At 69.2% G+C, this 14,536-nt stretch carries 10 protein-coding genes and 1 pseudogene; 5 read left to right on the top strand and 6 right to left on the bottom strand.

Translation table 11 applies throughout. From position 1 onward, the window contains the following. Positions 1-658 precede the first annotated feature (658 nt). Entirely contained in the window at positions 659-2,089 is a 1,431-nt protein-coding gene (locus STRBO_RS0122465) for a vanadium-dependent haloperoxidase (protein ID WP_237547488.1), read from the bottom strand. A gap of 497 nt (positions 2,090-2,586) precedes the next feature. Between STRBO_RS0122465 and STRBO_RS0122460 the strand changes: the two genes are divergently transcribed. Both STRBO_RS0122460 and STRBO_RS0122455 read left to right on the top strand, forming a co-directional pair. Further along, positions 2,587-3,738: a sensor histidine kinase gene (locus STRBO_RS0122460; protein ID WP_005473525.1), complete on the top strand. Its 1,152-nt coding sequence runs from the start codon at positions 2,587-2,589 to the stop codon at positions 3,736-3,738. Beyond that, on the top strand, positions 3,735-4,391 hold the full coding sequence (locus STRBO_RS0122455) for a response regulator (protein ID WP_005473526.1): 657 nt from the start codon (positions 3,735-3,737) through the stop codon (positions 4,389-4,391). The genes STRBO_RS0122460 and STRBO_RS0122455 overlap by 4 nt, the downstream gene beginning before the upstream one ends. Positions 4,392-4,420: 29 nt before the next feature. Here the strand turns inward: STRBO_RS0122455 and STRBO_RS0122450 are convergent, their stop codons facing one another. Together STRBO_RS0122450 and STRBO_RS40345 are read right to left on the bottom strand one after the other, a co-directional pair. After that, positions 4,421-4,792 (bottom strand): hypothetical protein, encoded by a 372-nt coding sequence (locus tag STRBO_RS0122450; protein WP_020114801.1) that lies wholly within the window; start codon positions 4,790-4,792, stop codon positions 4,421-4,423. Positions 4,793-4,984: 192 nt separating this feature from the next. Beyond that, positions 4,985-6,686 (bottom strand): annotated as a pseudogene (locus STRBO_RS40345) (molybdopterin-dependent oxidoreductase); the annotation flags it as partial. Between the two features lie 212 nt (positions 6,687-6,898). On the opposite strand from STRBO_RS40345, the gene STRBO_RS0122435 reads away from it, so the two are divergent. Together STRBO_RS0122435 and STRBO_RS0122430 are read left to right on the top strand one after the other, a co-directional pair. After that, entirely contained in the window at positions 6,899-7,468 is a 570-nt protein-coding gene (locus STRBO_RS0122435) for a DUF6328 family protein (protein ID WP_005473530.1), read from the top strand. A 744-nt stretch (positions 7,469-8,212) separates the two neighbouring features. Further along, a complete protein-coding gene (locus STRBO_RS0122430; protein WP_237547489.1) occupies positions 8,213-8,776 on the top strand; it encodes a VanZ family protein in 564 nt (187 codons plus the stop codon). 324 nt (positions 8,777-9,100) lie between these two features. On the opposite strand, the gene STRBO_RS0122425 is transcribed toward STRBO_RS0122430, so the two are convergent. From STRBO_RS0122425 to STRBO_RS0122415, 3 genes are all read right to left on the bottom strand, one after another. Beyond that, on the bottom strand, positions 9,101-9,346 hold the full coding sequence (locus STRBO_RS0122425; RefSeq protein ID WP_005473534.1) for a DUF5133 domain-containing protein: 246 nt from the start codon (positions 9,344-9,346) through the stop codon (positions 9,101-9,103). Between the two features lie 1,848 nt (positions 9,347-11,194). After that, a complete protein-coding gene (locus tag STRBO_RS0122420) occupies positions 11,195-11,605 on the bottom strand; it encodes an SRPBCC family protein (RefSeq protein ID WP_020114800.1) in 411 nt (136 codons plus the stop codon). A 321-nt stretch (positions 11,606-11,926) separates the two neighbouring features. After that, positions 11,927-13,177, bottom strand: coding sequence for a PP2C family protein-serine/threonine phosphatase (locus STRBO_RS0122415; RefSeq protein ID WP_005473538.1), 1,251 nt, complete (start codon positions 13,175-13,177; stop codon positions 11,927-11,929). 660 nt (positions 13,178-13,837) lie between these two features. Between STRBO_RS0122415 and STRBO_RS0122410 the strand changes: the two genes are divergently transcribed. Further along, positions 13,838-14,506 (top strand): GNAT family N-acetyltransferase, encoded by a 669-nt coding sequence (locus tag STRBO_RS0122410; RefSeq protein WP_005473539.1) that lies wholly within the window; start codon positions 13,838-13,840, stop codon positions 14,504-14,506. Positions 14,507-14,536 lie beyond the last annotated feature (30 nt).

The raw sequence follows: 14,536 nt of genomic DNA, 5'->3' as shown, positions 1-14,536 counted from the left end.
GCGAAGGAGGCGAGTGGACCGGGCACTTCCGGTGCCCTGCTGGGCTCCCTGCGTCAGTAACCTGCCGGCGCCAGCCCCGACGACACTCACGAAGGGGCACAGCACATGGTGACAACGGGAACAGGGCGGCCCGTCGGCGCAGTCTCGCCTCGCTGATGGCGGATCGTCGTCATCGTGACCGTCATCGTCACGACCGCTCCTTGGGCCGGCGGCCCCGTGGCGGTCGCGGCGTGACCATGCGCAACTGTCGCTTTGACGACTGTGTGCACCGCCAGGCCGAACAGCCTCAGCTGACGCCCGGGAGGGGGCGCAGCCAGCGGCGCCCCCTCCCTGCTCAACCGCCACACCGTACGGCGCCGGCACCGCTGGTGCGGGTGCGAGGCGGAACTCCTCCTCGGCGCTTGGCGGCCAGTCCGGCTACTGCCTGCCGGCCGCCTTGCCAAACTCGGGGGCAAACTCGCTCACCCTGACGTGGTGGCCGTGGGTGAATCCCGGCAGAGGGGGCCTCCCCCTGAATGCTGGACACGCTGATGCTGGATCAGCTTGATCCGGAGGAAGCGAGAAGACCGCCGATAAGGCCCCGCTTCACCCGATCACTGAATGTGCGGGGCGAAGAGGCTGGTCATCGGGGTGATCGTCACCGGCATCGAGCCTGGGCCTAGAACTCGCCCAACTTCGTGGTGAAGACGTGGCCTGCGATCTTGTCACCCAGGGTGAGGCCGTCCTCCGCGTCCCACGGGAAGTGGACTCCGAGCCAGACCCTGCTGTAGGCATCCTCGGTGGCCGCCGCGCTGAAGCTGGTGAAGTGGCGGGTCTTCACCGGCGACTGCGGCTCGTCGGTGGTCACGTCGAAGGCGATGTTGTCGCTCGCGAAGTAGCGCTTCATCACCCCCGCCCAGGCCGCGCCGAACGTTGCGTGCCCCGAGGCCCAGGCCGGGAAGCACGGGGTGACGTTCACGCCCGCCCGGGTTTTCAGCAGCGGCTTCCACTCCGGGTCGAGCCCGCCTTCCCGGATCGCGGACACCGGCCGCCACAGGTCGATCGGCGTCAGGAACTTCGCGTCCCGTACCGCGATCCCGGAGTCCGCCATGGCGATGGAGACGAGCGCGAACAGCCGGGCGTTCTCGTACGTGGTCAGGCCGCGGGCCTCGGAGACCTCCCGGGTCGCCTGAAGCAGTTGACCCGGCGGCTTGTAGGTGCCGTTCTCGTCGTTGGCCCAGAACCAGGCCGCCGCCTCCTGGTCCGGGGTCCGGTTGACGACGGGCGTACGCGCGGTCGGTCTGTCCGCGCCAGCGGACCGCACCGCCTCGACCTGAGCCTTGTAGGCGTCGCTGGCCAGCAGCTTCTCGTACGTCCCGTACAGGCCCGGGTTCGCCGGACGGAACTGCGAGCCGGAGGTGAGGGCGAAGGGCTGCACCTCGCCCCAGAACGGTGAGACCGCCTGGCTGTGGAGTGCGCACGAGGGATCGGGCATGTCCGGGTAGCTGGTGGGCCGCCAGGCGCCCGGCTTGTTCTCGCCGACGTACACCTTGTCATTGCCGGAGCCGTCGCCGTTTCGCGCGTTCGTCATCTGCGTGACCATGCGGTTGACGATCGTGACGTCGAGCAGATCGAACTCGGTGGGTTCGGTGCCGAACCGTTCACGGAACTTCGAGTCGAGGAAGTGCGCCTGGTTCTTGCCGTACAGCTCCAGCAGGATGTTGTACGCCGTACGCCCGATCACCCGCTCCTCTTCGTCGGGACCCTCGATCCAGCCGTCGTACTTGTGCACGGAGATGTACGGCTTTGAAGTGATCTTGCCCTTCCACTTCAGCTGGTAGGAGCTCTCCGCATCGTAGATCGCCGCGTTCAGCATCGCCGCGGAACGGGACATCGGCCCCGGTCCGCCACCCTCACGCCGGATGACCTGGAGCAGGACATCGTTCCAGTAGTGGACGGGATCGGCGATCTTCTGTTGCGGCAGCGCCGCCTGTGCGGGCTGCGAAGCGACGGTGAGCGCGCTGCCGGTGACGGCCAGCACGGCCGCCGTGGTCAGCGCCCTGCGCCACATCCCAGCGCTCGGCCGGACAGATCGGATTCTCACGGACATGTCAACCCCTGGTTGTGTTGGAACGATGGTCTGCGGCCCGGCCTTCATGGCCCGTCCGGGCTCGCGTTTGCCGGGTGATCCGTTCGAACTCGGCGGGCACTTTCCCGCTCGCCGCGCTGTGGCGCCACTTCGTGCTGGAGAAGTACGTGACCCACGTGGCGGTCTTCAGCCTTGCCCCCGGGGCGGGTGGCGAGGCCCGGCGACAGCGCTCCGGGCGTTGCTGCCGGATCCACGTGCTCACGGTGATGCCCTGCGACTGGAACAGCCGGTTGCGCGCCCGGGAGCGGCTCTCGGGTGGAACGCCGGCCGCGCGATGCGCGAGCCGACTCGTCGTGGTGCGGGTCCCAAACACGCTACGGGCGGGCCGCTTGTGGCGTCGTCCCATGCTGGTGGTAACTCCGGGTCGAACCGGTGCGGTAGGCGCACGATTCCTGCAACTTCCGTGGTACAGCGGCAGTTTGACGTTCATTCACCGTAGCCGGCCTTACGCTGCTGCCATGCGGATCCACCCCCTCGCCGTCGACGCGCTGCTCGCGGCGGCGCTGACCAGCGTGGCCTTACTGCTGGGGCCGGAGGCCGCACGCCAGGGGCAGAAGCCGCTCGACATGACCGCCTATGCGCTGGTGATCCTGGTCCACGTGCCGCTCGTGCTCCGTAGCCGGGCTCCTGTCGTGGTCTGCTGCCTCGTCCACGCGACCTGGCTGGTGTACATCACCGCCGACTACTGGCCGGTGGTGTGCAGCTTCGGCCCCATGCTGGCCGTCTACACCGTCGCCTCTCTGCTGGTGCCGAGCGTCTCCGTCCCCTGCGCCGCGCTCATGGGCGGGGTCTGGATCTACGCGGGTGCGGTGAACCACACCGACTCCTGGCCGTCCGTCGTCGGACAGGCCGTGGTCTACCCGGCGGTGCTGTGGCGGTTCGGCCTTCTTGCCCGCCGCTCGGCCGAGTTGGCCCGGCAACTGCGCCTGGAGCAGGCCGAGCGGGCCCGGCGCGAGGTGGCCGAGGAACGTGGCCGGATCGCCCGCGAACTGCACGACGTGGTCGCCCACCACATGTCCGTGATCTCCGTGCAGACCGGTCTCGCCCGGTTCGTCTTCGACACCGACCGCCAGACCGCGCGTACCGCGCTCGGCACCATAGAGGCCACCGGCAAGGAGGCCCTCGAAGAGCTGCGCCGCATGCTCATGCTGCTGCGCGCAGCCGACGACGGCGGCCCGGCGGGCCCGATGCCGGGCCTGGCCCGCCTCGCCGAGATGACCGAACGCGTCCGCGCCGGCGGGGTCCCGGTCACCCTGACCGTCGAGGGCACCCGGCGCCCACTGGCCCCCGGTGTGGATCTCTGCGCCTACCGGGTGGTGCAGGAGGCGCTCACCAACGTCCTGAAGCACGCGCCCGGCGCGAGTGTGGAGGTGCGGCTGAGGTATGAACCGCACCATGTGACTGTTTCGGTCAAGGATGACGGGGAGGGGGTGATTCCAGCCAGAGTACGAACCGGCAGCGGGCACGGCTTGCTTGGCATGCGCGAGCGGGCCAAGCTCTACGGCGGGGAGATCGACATCGGCCCGCAGGACCAAGGTGGCTTCGCCGTGCGGCTGATCCTGCCGACCTCCGTGCGGGCCCCACAGCAGGGGGACGACGCCACCACATGACCACAGTGCTTGTCGTGGACGACCAGTTCCTCATCCGGGCCGGCCTGGTGGGGCTGTTGCGCGCCGCACCCGGTATCAAGGTGGTCGGCGAGGCGAGCGACGGCGCGGAGGGCGTGATGCTGGCCGCCGAGACCGCCCCCGAGGTGATCCTGATGGACGTCCGGATGCCCGGCATGAGCGGCATCGAGGCCACCGAACGCATCCTCGCCCAGGCCGGTGACCCACCGCCCCGGATCCTGATGCTGACCACCTTCGATCTCGACGAGTACGTGTACGGGGCGCTGCGCGCCGGAGCCTGCGGGTTTCTGCTGAAGGACTCCGGTCCGGAGCGGCTGCTCGCCGCGGTGGCCGCGGTCGCCGGTGGCGACGCGCTCTTCGCGCCCAGCGTCACCCGCCGCCTGGTGGAGGCGTACGCCCGGCAGACTGCCTGCGAACGGCCCCCCGATCTGGACGCGTTGACCTCCCGCGAACTGGAGGTCCTGAAACTCATCGCCCGCGGCCTGTCCAACCTGGAGATCGCCGACCGCCTCTACATCAGCGAGGCGACCGTCAAGACTCACCTCAACCGCACGATGACCAAACTGGATTTGGACAGCAGGGCCCAGGCCGTGGTGATGGCGTACGAATCGGGACTCGTGACCCCGGGCGGATAACGGCCGAGGACTCTGGCAGCCCCTTGGGCTCAGTGGACGTAGATGCATGCCTCACCGCCGTAGTGTTGGGTGCCGCCGCTCTTGATCCACAGCTTGGCGCAGTAGTTGCCCGCCTTCGCGACGTTGCCCTTGAGGACGCTGACTTCCGCCAGATTGTTGGTGGTGATCTGACCGCCGTTCTTCCAGTGGACGCCGTCGGCCTTGATGTATTGAATATGGATCGACTTCGCGTTGTTGTTGTCGGTTCGCCTGGCGCTTCCTGTGACCTGGTCGACATACAGGCCCTTACCGATGATCTCGTAGCAGACCTCCCAGTACCCCAGGCTGCTGGACCCGCCGTTTCCGCAAACTCTTGCGCTGGCGGAGGCGGGGCCGGCTGTCGCCAAGGTGGCGATGGTCATCACGCCGGCGGTAATGGACGCGGCCAGAAAACGTCGTGCTCCGCTGTGCAACCTCATTGGTCCCCCTTGTCCCGTCGCCGGCCTTCTGAATGATCCGGCTCGACGGGAAGAGCCTGTCATTCCAAGTGCTCGATGCCATCCCACGCTCGTGGGAGTGTGGGGAAACCTGGGGCGTACATGTGGGTAAACCTGTGGGGTACGGATAGGTAAATTTGGCCGCCCAGACCGCGGACTCAGCCCCCACCACGAGCACGGTCCCCCGCAACCACCGGGCTCAGCCATCTCGCTGCACCGCTTCCACGCCTCGAACGCGGACTGCGGATCGTGCCAGGTGATCAGCGGTCCGCCGTCTTTGTCACGGAAGCCCATACGGGCGGCGTAGTCGAGGAAGATGTCCAGATCGGGTTTGGCCTCGCCGGGCGGTTCGACCGCCTTGTCGGACAGGTCACCGTGCGGTCGGCGTTGGTGAAGGTACCGGTCTTCTCGCCCCAGGTCGCGGCGGGCAGGACCACGTCGGCCAGTTGGGCGGTCTCGGTGAGGAACAGATCCTGCGCGACGACGAAGAGGCGCTCCTGGGCCAGGATCGAACGGATGCGGGACAACTCCGGCAAGGAGACCGCCGGGTTGGTGCCGCTGATCCAGAGCATGCGGATGGAGCCCTGTTCGGCGTAGCGGAACATCTGCATCGCGTGGGTGGGCGGCGCGTAGTGCGGGATGGCCTTCGGTTCGACGTTCCGCACGCGTGCAAGGTCGGCGACGTGGCTGTCGTTCTGCCAGTTGCGGAATCCGGGCAAATCTCCGTCGGCGCCGCACTCGCGGGTGTTCTGGGCGGTGGGCTGCCCGTTCATCTGCAGCACGCCGGCGCCCGGCCGCCCCAGCATGCCGCGGATCAGGTGCAGGTTGTTGATCTGCACAGCCGCCGCGGTGGCCTGCTGGGACTGGTAGACCCCTTGCAGCACCGTGGACAGCAGCCGCTCGGCGGTGCCCAGGAGCTCGGCGGCTTCGCGGATCAGGGCGGCCGGCACGTCGCAGATCCGGGCCGCCCACTCGGAGGTGCAGTCCCGTACCCGGGAGGCGAGTTCGTCGAAGCCGACCGTGTGCGCCGCGAGGTAGTCGTGGTCGACGCGGTCGGTGCGGATGATCTCGTGGAGGAGCGCGTTGAGCAGGGCGACGTTCGTACCGACGCGCGGAGCCAGGTGCACGGTCGCCCGGCGGGCCACCTGCGTGGGGCGGGGGTCGACGCACAGAAGGCGGGGCGGGTGTTGTGGCCGAACAACGCGATCACGTCGGCGTGGTCGATGTCGTCGTAGCTGCCTGGCTGTCCGCCGCAGCCGAAGGACTCCTTGAGCGCCTCGGCGGCGGTGGAGGTGCACAGGCGGGTGTTGCCGTCCAGGTGGTTGGTGCCGATCCCGGCCCGGGCCAGCACGGCGAGCGTGTAGTACTCCTCCAGGAACAGCTGACCGGTGGTGTAGAACCCGATCGAACCCGGGCCGCGTTCCTCCAACAGTTCCCGCGAGCGGGCGACGATCCGCTCCATGGCGGTGTCCCAGTCGCACTCCACCAGGCGCCCGCCCTGACGCACCAGTGGCCTGGTCAGACGGTCCGCTGAGGCGTTCGCCTGCCAGCCGAAGAGGTCCTTCGGCCCCAGCCGACCACGGTTGACCCGGTCGACCGCCCGGCCGCGCACCCCCGCCATGCGCCCGGCCACCAGGGCGATGTCCATGGCATCACCGTCGGAATGCAGGATCGACGCGGCCTGCACCCACCGCTGCACCCGACTCGGCTCGACGCCCTCCTCCAGGTAGGTGTCCACGCGCACGGGCCACGGCTCGTGGTGCCCGTACGGAGTACGGCTGCCCCACGGCCGTGCGATCCGGTCCACCGAATCTTCCATGGCCGCCTCCCGACGACAACCGGCGGCACGTGACAACACCGCGCGTCATCGGTATCCCCGGACGCTGCCGAATAACAGGTGCGCCGACGGCGTGCGGTTGCCGTTCGCCGCCGGGCCGAGGCCATGTGAACTTCGACCGCCTTCCCTGCCCCGGACAGGCATCGAAGAGGCCCGGACGGGGCAGCCGGTCTGCCTGGACCTTGGAGGATGCCATGACCATGACGGAGCAGCCGGTCGAGCCGGCGGGCGAGGACACCGCCTGCTGCGCGCGCCACGACAGCGACCGCCCGCAAGCCGGTACCGAAGCGCCGGAAACAGCGCGTGAGCGGGTCAACCGCCGCTGGAACGAGATCCTGCAGGAGACGCGGGTCACCCAGACGGGGGTGCAGATCCTCTTCGGATTCCTGCTCAGTGTGGCATTCACCCCGCTGTTCCGGGAGCTGGCAACGTTCGACCGGGTCGTCTACGTCACCACCGTGGTGCTCGGCGGGGCGGCCACGGGATCGCTCATAGCCCCCGTCTCCATCCACCGCTTCCTGTCCGGCCAGCGGATGAAGGACGAACTGGTGGAGACCGCCGGCCGCTTGATGATGTGCGGCATGGTCCTGCTCGCGCTGACCATCGGCGGAACCCTCCTGCTGATCCTGCGCGTCGTGATTCCCGGCGTCCTCGCCGAGGTACTCGCCGGCGCGGTCATGCTGTGGTTCGGCCTCTGCTGGTATGCGCTACCTCTGTACCTGCGACGCCGCGCCACCCGGCGCTCGCCCACCGGCGCGGCGTAGCGCGCCTGGACGCGGGACGGGCACGACGTCGTGAACTGCTGCGGACAACGGCGCCCACCGGTCAGCCGCAGCAAGAGCGCGACAGCAGCACTCACCCCGCCGGACACCGGAAGCGCATGCCGACATCGCGACTGTGGCCGCGGGCTGCCAGCAGGACGTTCAACCCGGCACAGTCGCAGAACCCGGCGCCGACGGAGTTCCTCGGACCGGTGACGGAGCCGGTCCTGGAGGACCAGGTTGTCGCCGCGGGCCACGGTCTGGAGCAGCTGCGCGCACACGGTCGCTTCGGCGGCGAGGCCGGCCGGGCCGCCCGGGACGGGGAAGGCGGCGCGAACGCGGCGGAGCAGCGGGTGGGCGTAGAGCGGGGCGGCGTCGAACCCCTCAGTCCGGCAGCTGGAGGTCATGCTGGAGGGCCGGGTCGTCGGACACCACCGGCTGGTCGACGCGGGCTGACAACTCCGCCCGGTTTTCGGTGACGTCGTGGACAGCCAGGAGGGTGGTCGGCGCCCGTCGAGGTCCCCAAGGACGGCGCTGCGCCCCAGAACTCCCCGCCCGGCTCGACGCGCCCGTCCAAAACCTTCGCGGCACGGGCGGGGGCGGGAGCGCGAGCGATCTTCGGTGTCCGGGTCAGGGGAGGCGAATACACCAGGTGCCTCCCGCAACTGAGCGGCGGTCAGCCGCCGGCTGTGTGCCGTTTCCCATCGGGGGTAGCGGAAGTGCAACCGAACTGAGTGGGGACCCTTGATGGCGCGCACAGCTCTGTACGACAAAGCCGCAAAGAAGGCGGGGAGACGGGCGGACCGTGGCAAGCCCGTCTTGCCGTGGTGGGGCCGGGCGCTTGCCATGCTGTTGGCCTTCGCGGTGACCGTGGCCTTCGCCGTGGTGCTGGCCCGGCTGACTTTGGAGCCGTCGGCTGCCTCCGTACCCTTGACGCACAGTAATCTGCGTCCCGGGGACTCCATCCGCAACTATCTTGCACAGCCCGCTTTCCGTGACACCGTCAAGCAGCTCGGCGGGAACATCGTGCTGGGCGTCCCGTTCGGCGTGGTGCTGCCGGTGCTGGTCCCCAAGGTCCGTGGGCTGCTGCGCGTGGCAGTGGTCACGGCTCTGGTGATGCTGCTGGTCGAACTTGTACAAGGTGCGCTGATCACCGGGCGGGCCTTCGACATCGATGACGTTCTGCTCAACACGTCGGGCGCCTTGCTGGGCTACCTGCTGATCGGCCGTCGGCTCGGTCGCGCCGTACACCCAAGGCGCCGCCACTGGTGGCACCGCTTCACCCAACGGCGGGCCACTGCCGCGGACTGAGATCCTGCCGATCGGCGAAGTAAGGCGACTGCTGTCACGAACACAGCCGGCCGGAGGTGCCTACCGCGAAGGCAGGGCCACTCCGGCCGGCTTCGCCGGTCCTCCGAAGACCACGGCCGGTACCGCGCAGCTGCTGAAGGCGCCCGCACTGGTCGGCGAGCCCACAGGACGGCTCACCTTCGAGCAATCCGCTCCCGACGCCGGCTCGATCTCTATGATCGTTGATCGTTGATCGTTGATCGCCGGCGCCGGTCTACGTCGCCATTGCCGCAGTGCGGGCAGAACCCTGTCGCTGACCCAGCGACAGGAGGAGTGAAATCAGTCTTACGCGGCCAGCGTCTCATCCTCTTGGGAGGTGCTCGTACGACTCGCTTTGTACTGTTCCAGCAGTGCATCGGCCGCGAGCAGAGCCTGCTTGGCGGTGCGGGCTCCGGTCATCACGCACAGCGTGTACGTGGAGTCCTCAAGGTCCCGGCTGGTGCGGCCGGTGGGGCGCACGTCATGTTCGATACGTGCCTGAGCGAACCGGGCCAGCACAGCGCGCAGCTCCTTCTCCGCCGGAATGATCACACTGATTCCCCTCTCTCAAAGCCCCTCCCGTGGTGCGGCGGGCCGCACCACGGGAACTGCCTGCCTCCAGGCTCTGACACCCACGGCTCACCACCGGGTACGTCAAGCAGGCTCCAAGTACCCCGCACCGGGAGGTCTATGCCACCGTGCCTGCTGGTCCCGGCCGCTGCCCCGTCTGCGTAGCGGTACGGCCGCGGCGGCGATCAAAATGAGCGGATCGGGCTGGATGGCATCGGTCTGCCCGGAGCTCCGGCTCAGCAGTTCAGCCACCTGCCCGAAGCTCTGCGGACCAGGTCAGAACTGGACCACCAACCGCAGGATCACCAACCGCAGGACCGCGCCCCCATGGGCCTCGAACGCATGGCGGCCGCCTCACCGCCTGCGCCACCTGGAACCTGCGGGTACCCGCGGCTGCACGGTGGCGATGGCCGACCGGGCCGTGAAGGGCTGGCGGTGCGCGCGTGATCTGCTGGCCTACCCCCCGGGCTGCGGGCCGGGGGACGAGTCGCCTTCTGGCCTACGGCCGGGGGCATGGGACAGCATCACCGCTGTCTGCCAGCGGAGCGAGGCGATCGCCTGGGCCAGCTGGTCGCGCAGGCACACACCCGCGTCTGACGCTGTCGCGACAGTCGAGCCGTCCGTCTTGCCCAGGCAACCGCCCGTCCGTGGATCTCTCAAGCGAGCCGGCCCGCAACGGCGAGCACCACAGCAGCCGTGACAAGCACCGCTGAGCAGATGACCATGACGGCCCGACTCCGCCCGCCGTCACGCCTGACTCTGATGCTCAGGTCATCTGGCCCGGGCCGGGAGCCAGTAGGCCCGGGCGTTGCCGCATACGGCACAGCGTCGTCTACACGAGGATTCACACCTGGACCAACGCCTGACGAGACTCTTACGACACAGCACAACCGCCGTCATCACCCTTTCAGCCCACACCGCCGCTCCCCGAGTGCCCGTTGCCGGCCAACCAGCGGCACCGGAGAGTCATCTCCGTCGCCCAAGCGCCGCCCCGCTCGGTGGGCCGAACGGGCGAGCGTGCTGCCGCCAATGGGTGCTACAAGCAGCCTCTCGGACGGCCGGAAGGCGCACGAGGCACGACGGTGGGCAGGGCCCTGGAGCGTGCACCCTCACATGCTCCAGGGCCGGCCGGGGCGTCACTTGCCGCCTGTCATCTCGATACGGCGGGGCCTGGCTCCGTCGGCCTTGGGCGCCTCGACGCTCAGCACACCCTCACCGACGTCGCCTCGGCAGGGCGTTGTCTCGCCGGGAAGGGCGAGGGAAGAAGTCCCCGTGCCCGAGCTCCGCAACGACCAGGACATGATCGTACGGCTCGTGGGCCGGCACGTCCTGTGGCTGCGACCTGCATCCGGTCGGCGGCTACATCTCCTTCATGCTGGTCCGGGGACATCATCGGCCACCATGCCGGGCTGCGGGCAAGGTGCTCGCCCCGGCCTCTCTCCGGTGCCGGCGCTCCCCCACATGGCGTCGCCGCGGCACCGCCGACGGCACGGGCGCCGCGCAACCCGTCTGACATGCCCCGCCCCGGGGCCGACTGCCGTCGCCCACCGAATTGTGTGCTTTTCAGGGCCGAGGGTCGGTGCGCTGCCGGCCTGGTGCGCTGACGGCGTGGGCGTGGGTCGCCGCCGCGGCGTCCGGTCGCGGAGGCGCAGGGCGGGCACTGGCGTCGCACCCGTTCCACCGCGCCTCCGGACTCCGGGAAAGTGTCCGTCCAGGTGAGGTGCGGAAAGCGGATCAGCTCGGAGCGGCTGAGAGACAGAGACAGTCCGCAGGCGGTCTGGTTCAGCCTGGCTCCCAGGCGCGGGCCATGTCGTGCGTGCCCAGCCGGTCTCAGCCGGCCGCGTTGTCGACGCGCAGTCGCACCTGTTCCTCCAGCCGCTGAAGGCTGGTGTCCAGAGCGTCGCCTACGGCCGGCGCACCCGGGTCGTGGCTGGCGTCGAAGAATGACAGGTGCACCGTCACCTCACTGGCTCCGCTGCCGATGCCGGCGACTTGGAGCCAGCCGGTGTAGCCGCCATCGCGGGTGCTCCATTCGAGCCGCATCTGGTCGCGGCGGGCGCGCAGCGAGGCGGAGGTGTCTTCGCCGGTGCGGTCCTCGTGCACGGTGACGGCAGGAAGATCCCCGGCGTTCACGTGCAGGACCTGCGGCAGCCAGGTCTCCAGCTGACCGATCTGGGCAGCCTGGTCGAAGACGTGCTCGGGCTGCGCGGGCATCGTCCGTGAACGTTCGTACTCGGCCATCGCGGTACCGTCCTCGCCTGGTCGACGTCGAGCGGGTCGTACACCGTGACGCGTGCCCAGCCTGCCCACGCATAAGCGTGCACCCGCAGGTGGCCACATCATTCATGACCCCGCAGACGGAGTCAGAAGGCGCTGACCTCAAGGAGGTGGTCGATGCTTTCGCGGCAGGCGCCGCTGATCTCGGACGCCTGCTTTCGGCACCGGACCGGGGTGACGCATCTGGACCGGCGGTGCGCACCACCGACAGAACTTCCATTGATCAGCGGGCCGTGCCGGCGCAGCAGGAGCGCATCTCTCGGATCGTTCTCGCACGCGGCTCAGTCAGATCATCGGTGATGTCGAGTCGGATGTGCCGTGGTCATGGGCGGGTGGAGCCGTTTGCGGTGCGCCGTGCCATTCACACAGCAGGACGGTGGCGTCGTCGTTGAGGTGCCCGTCGTGATGTTCGAGCACGGCCCGCACAAGGCGGCGCAGGGTTTCCGGTGCGGGCAAACCGTCGGCCTGGTGTCGGATGACGAAGTCGACGAAGCGGTCGCGGCCGAACTGGCGCCCTTTGGCGTCACGGGCTTCGATGATGCCGTCGGTGTAGAGCAGCAGCTGGTCGCCGGGCTCCAACTGCTCGCGGCACAGGGTCCTGGGAAGGCCGAGGTCGGTTCCGAGCGGGTGGGTGGGGGTGCAGGCCAGGTGGGTGGTCCAGCGTCGGCCGCGGATCAGGACGGGCGGGTGGTGGCCGCAGTTGATCCAGGTCAGGACACCGGTGGTGAGATCGAGGTCGGCCAGGACCGCGGTGGCGTAGCGGGTGTGGGCGAACTGTTCGAGCAGAGTGGCTTCGATGGCGTCGCGGGCTTGGGTGAGGCTGTGGCCTTGGCGTCGCTGGTTTCGGCAGGTGGCCATGGCGAGATTCGCGGTCAGTCCGGCGGAGGTGTCGTGGCCCATGGCGTCGAAGACCGCGAGATGAGCGGTGTCGCCGGCCAGAGCGTAGTCGAAGGCGTCACCGGCGGTGGCGTAGGCGGGTTCCATCGTCGCGGCGATGGTCACCCGCTTGTTCGCGAACGTCCGCGGCGGCATCAGCGTCCACTGCATCTCCGCTGACACCGTCATCGGACTGACACGGGTGAGGCGGGCGTAGGAGTCGCTGTGGTGCCGCTTGGAGACCAGCAGCAGGCCCACCAGGGATGCCAGGCCCTCCATCGCCGTCCGCGTGGGCTCGTCCGGTTCATCGTCGGTCTCGATGCGCAGGACACCGAGACGTTCGGTGCCGTCCAGCACCGGCAGCCAGTGCTGCACGCGGCCCGCGACCGGCCCGGAGCGCGACTGCCCGTCGCGAAAGACCCGGCCCGCCAGCGTGCCGTCGACCCGCAGCTCCCGCCCGCCCGCTCCGGCGTCCAGACCCTGCCCGGTGGCCTCCCGCAGCACCAGTTCCTGGATGTCCGCCACGTAGATACGCGCCCGGCGAAACCCGGCATCACCCGCATGGCGGGTCACCAGGGCCGGCAGCTCCTCGAACGCGGACAGGTGACTCGCCCGCAGCAGCGCATGGAGCATACCGGCCGAGTCCTCGGGCGAAGCCATGCGTCAGCCTGTCGGCCAGGGACCACCCGCAGCCGCCCCACCAGCCCTATCCCCGAGAGGTTCTTCCGGTCGGCAGACGTCGCGAGAAGCCCGAACGGACATCATCGCCAGCACACGTATCCCGGCCATAGACATCCACACCCGAACGACAGCACGGATTCACAAAAACCGCACACACGCCTCACTCCGCCGCTCGGCGCAGCGATCGAAAGCCGGACGCTGCGGCCAAGAGCTCACTCCCGGTTCTTCGACAACCTGACCAACCAGCCCGACGCCATCACGGACGCCGATGTGGATGTCTACGCCCGGACCGCCGCGACCCCGAAGGACGTCTGTGCGAAGCCCGCCCAACCCGGCGCGACGGAATCCGCCGGCCGGGGGCAAGGTCGTCGGCGGCGCTGATCAGTGTGGAATGAACGCGCATCCTCGTCCGGAAACGGCCGACCAGTCCGACGCGCAGGTCCCGAAAGCCGCTCGATGACATCGCGCAATCGGGCGGCGGTCACTGCGGCGCCGTCGTCCGTCTGACCGAGACAGACCGCGTCCAGGATCCGAGTCCAGGGACGTGTCGCCGATCACGCTCTCCCCTGCCGGTACGTTGGGTCGCACACACCCGGTACGTGCCGCCGGACGCATAGGACGAACACAACGGGGGGTTACATGATCCGGTCGCTCCTACGACGTCGCCAGGCGGCCTCGGGCCTGCCGGTCCCCGACGTGTGCACGCCCGGCCGGCACGCCCTCGCCACCCGGCATCTGCTGTTCTACACCCCGGTGACCAGGCTCGACGCGTTGGCGGCCTTCGCCGTGGGCGCGGACCCCGCTGCCCAGCGCTGGCAGGGCAATCAGATGGACCAGGTCGTACCGGATGCCGATACCAGACGGGCCCTGCTGCGCATGGGCCCCGCCGGAGCCATCACCCCTTGGTTCATCCGGTCCAACCCCGAGCTGGCCGAGCCCTTCGAACCCAGCCAGGAGATGCCCGAGTTCATGGTCGGTATACGCCGCGACACCGGGCGCTACGCCGGGTACCTCGAACTCGACCACGACACGGGTGAGATCGGCGGTGTTCTCGCCCCCGATCATCGAGGCCAGGGCCTCGGCGCCGAACTGTTCCTGGCGGGCGCGGAGTTCGGCCATGCCCACGCCGGTCTGCCGACGGTACGAGCGGGCACGGCGACGGCGAACCTCGCGTGCCGCCGCGCGCTGGAACGCGCCGGCTTCGTCCCTGCCCCCGGCCCAGCCCGCCACACTCTGCCGGACGGTCGTGAGCTGGACACCGTCCGGTACCGGCACGACGGCGCCGCATCCGTGTGCGCGAGACCCTGAGGCAGGACTTGAGGCCAGGAGTGGAGCGGC

Source organism: Streptomyces bottropensis ATCC 25435, assembly GCF_000383595.1.
Classification (GTDB): domain Bacteria; phylum Actinomycetota; class Actinomycetes; order Streptomycetales; family Streptomycetaceae; genus Streptomyces; species Streptomyces bottropensis.
The sequence above is the reverse complement of the archived record's forward strand: the minus strand, read 5'-3'. Positions and strand labels throughout refer to the sequence as shown.

Coding starts and splice junctions, on each gene's coding strand:
- STRBO_RS0122455 (WP_005473526.1), top strand. CDS start 3,735: ATGACCACAGTGCTTGTCGTGGACGACCAGTTCCTCATCCGGGCCGGC.
- STRBO_RS0122420 (WP_020114800.1), bottom strand. CDS start 11,605: ATGGCCGAGTACGAACGTTCACGGACGATGCCCGCGCAGCCCGAGCAC.
- STRBO_RS0122435 (WP_005473530.1), top strand. CDS start 6,899: ATGACCATGACGGAGCAGCCGGTCGAGCCGGCGGGCGAGGACACCGCC.
- STRBO_RS0122430 (WP_237547489.1), top strand. CDS start 8,213: ATGGCGCGCACAGCTCTGTACGACAAAGCCGCAAAGAAGGCGGGGAGA.
- STRBO_RS0122410 (WP_005473539.1), top strand. CDS start 13,838: ATGATCCGGTCGCTCCTACGACGTCGCCAGGCGGCCTCGGGCCTGCCG.
- STRBO_RS0122465 (WP_237547488.1), bottom strand. CDS start 2,089: ATGTCCGTGAGAATCCGATCTGTCCGGCCGAGCGCTGGGATGTGGCGC.
- STRBO_RS0122460 (WP_005473525.1), top strand. CDS start 2,587: ATGCGGATCCACCCCCTCGCCGTCGACGCGCTGCTCGCGGCGGCGCTG.
- STRBO_RS0122450 (WP_020114801.1), bottom strand. CDS start 4,792: ATGACCATCGCCACCTTGGCGACAGCCGGCCCCGCCTCCGCCAGCGCA.
- STRBO_RS0122415 (WP_005473538.1), bottom strand. CDS start 13,177: ATGGCTTCGCCCGAGGACTCGGCCGGTATGCTCCATGCGCTGCTGCGG.